This window comes from Candidatus Margulisiibacteriota bacterium (genome assembly GCA_028715625.1).
Lineage (GTDB): Bacteria > Margulisbacteria > Riflemargulisbacteria > GWF2-35-9 > GWF2-35-9 > JAQURL01.
The window spans coordinates 7,063-9,547 of sequence record JAQURL010000086.1; the positions used below are offsets into that span (position 1 = coordinate 7,063).

The window sequence follows — 2,485 nt, forward strand, 5'->3', positions numbered from 1 at the left end:
GGCAGATTCGATTCGTTGTTTATCTAATCTCTGTTTCTCAATTATTATTTCCTGCCATTTCTGAAATAAAGCTTTTTCTGCCAACTCATCATTTTTTGTAATATATTTAATAATATCTCCCATAATAGCAGTCATTTTCTGTTGAAAATCATTCATTTTTTCAAAAATAGTATTACTTAGCTGAAATACTTGTTCCATGGGTACATTTGTATTGCCACCGGTTTCATTTAATACAAAATTACAATATTGTTCCATTTCATTTAGAGCCTGGTCCATGTATGTAAGTGAATCAGATATATTATGCAGCATTTCAGCGCTTTTATCTAAATAGTCCATAGCATTGGCATTATTTTTGAATTGAGCTTTTAAGTTTTTATTTTCTTTTTCCAGCTTTCCATATTGTTCACGAAGTGTAGCTACTTTAGTTTTAGAATTATTTATCTCTTTGCTAATTCTTTGGAACTCACTCCAATCTTTGCTATTCGCGGCTTTTATTAACATGATGTTCAATTGTTGCAGTTTTGAAATTTCATTTATCGTTTGCTTATTCAAATTTTTAACATTTTCAGAATGTCCTTCACAAATTGCAGTTCCTATAACTTTTAACATTGTTTCTATTTGAGGAATAGTTTCTTTGTAACTCTTTATCGTTTTCAATAATTCAGCTCTTTCGCCTTCTTTTAGGCTCTTATCATTCTTAATAACTTCCTCCAGTTTGGTTAATTCTTCGGGTAATTTTTTATAATAATCAATATAAGTGAGCAATTCCCTGCTTAACTGATTTCTTCCTTCAAGTGTCTTAACCTTGGTCGGCAATTCTTGGTGTGTAGTTTCTAATGCCTTACCCATTCTTTGGGATTCTGCCAATTTTTTAATGGTCAATTGTTTACTTTTAGTCACTGCCACCTCTGAAAAATTTTCTACTTTTGAGGTTCCGGTTGGGGTCCCATTCCTTTCACCCAAAATGCCCCAAAACTCATCCAGACTATAAGCCCAGCTTTCTTTACGATATTCTTTAAAGAGTTTTAATGCCTGTGTTACTTCCTCTCTTATGTCCTGCGGTAAAAGGTCCACTTCTTTTTCGCTGCTGATATATTTTTGCAGCTCTTCCATCTGCTTAATCGGTATAAAAGTCAGCCACTGGCCGATTTGATAATCAAGAGCTTTAACATGCTGCCGCATAGCAGTTATGATACTTTTTTGCTTTTCATTAATTCCATTACTGTTTTGCAATTCAACAATCTTATCTTGAGTTTGCTGAAGTTTGATTAACAATTGCTCCATAACTTTCAATTGTTCCTCAACCTTCTGTGGGTTTTTGCCATACTTTACTTCCTTATCATATTTTTGATATAAATCATATAAGTCATCGATAACTTTGATTTTAGTCCCTGAAAAATTTTCTTTAAGAGCTTTAATGGTTTGTTCAATTTTGCCAAAATCATACTTTTGGAATTTATCTATATCGATAGATTTCTGAAGGTATTCATAAACATTTTTTGCGTCCCTGTATCTGGGTGCCTGACCATCCTTTAGTTCCGCGTCTTGCCCGATTGCCTTAAACACATGATTTGCCGTGTCCTGGTCCTTGTTGCCGTTTTCTATTAACATGTTGCTGACACCCCAATAAAAATAACTGATTACGCTAGCGTATTTTGTTTTATCCAGTTCTTTAATTTGCGTTCTGATATTTTCAAATTCATCGATGAACCTCTTGCCCTCCAGCCGGGATAAGTTGAAAATAGCTTTATTCATGTCATCTGCAAGCTTTTGTGTGTCCGCGACAGGACTTCTTTGTTCTACGCCAGCCACAGACGTTTTCTTTTCTATCTGAATTTTTAAGTCGTCTTTGAAAATTATAACTACCTTGTTATCCACTATCTTTAATGTCGCCTCATTTTTTAAAAGGCCGGCAACACCTTTTAAAAATTCTTTATTAAATTTAAAATCACTCGAATGGATCAATTCGGCCAGTTTTTTTATACTGTTGCCATTTGAGTTCATTTCCAACAGTAATCCCAACAACTTTTTTTCTTTGATATCTCCACTGTTTTCATCAACACTTATGTCCATACTAATTCCGTTTTTCAAAAATAACCGCATCTTACCTTCAGCCTGTAAGTATGTTACATCCCGGATTTCCAAAAGATCGTTAAGCGTCGCGCCTAGTTTTGAAAGATCTTCATAATCAATCTTCGCATTTTCGTTCAAATCGATCTTTTTAAAATCAATTTTGGATATCAAAGAGGCAGCCTGAGAATCGCTCATACCCATTTCTTTTAAAACGTTCTTCAATTGCGTTTTTACTTCAGCTATATTTTTATCAACGTCAATCTTCCGATTAGCGCCGGATATGGTTATACCAAAGTTTGTGATTTCAAACTGCCCCATTAACTTATTTCCCCCCGCAAACAAAATGTGCCTGTATAATACAGGTACAAAGACGCTCTAAACACCAACAGTTTTATAATTTCTATTCCAGTTT

Annotated in this window: 1 protein-coding gene; it reads right to left on the reverse strand. The window is 34.2% G+C overall.

What is annotated here, in order from left to right; translation table 11 throughout:
* Positions 1-2,391, reverse strand: a 2,391-nt coding sequence (locus tag PHV30_11020) for a hypothetical protein (protein ID MDD5457543.1), incomplete at its 3' end; no start/stop codon positions are given.
* Positions 2,392-2,485 lie beyond the last annotated feature (94 nt).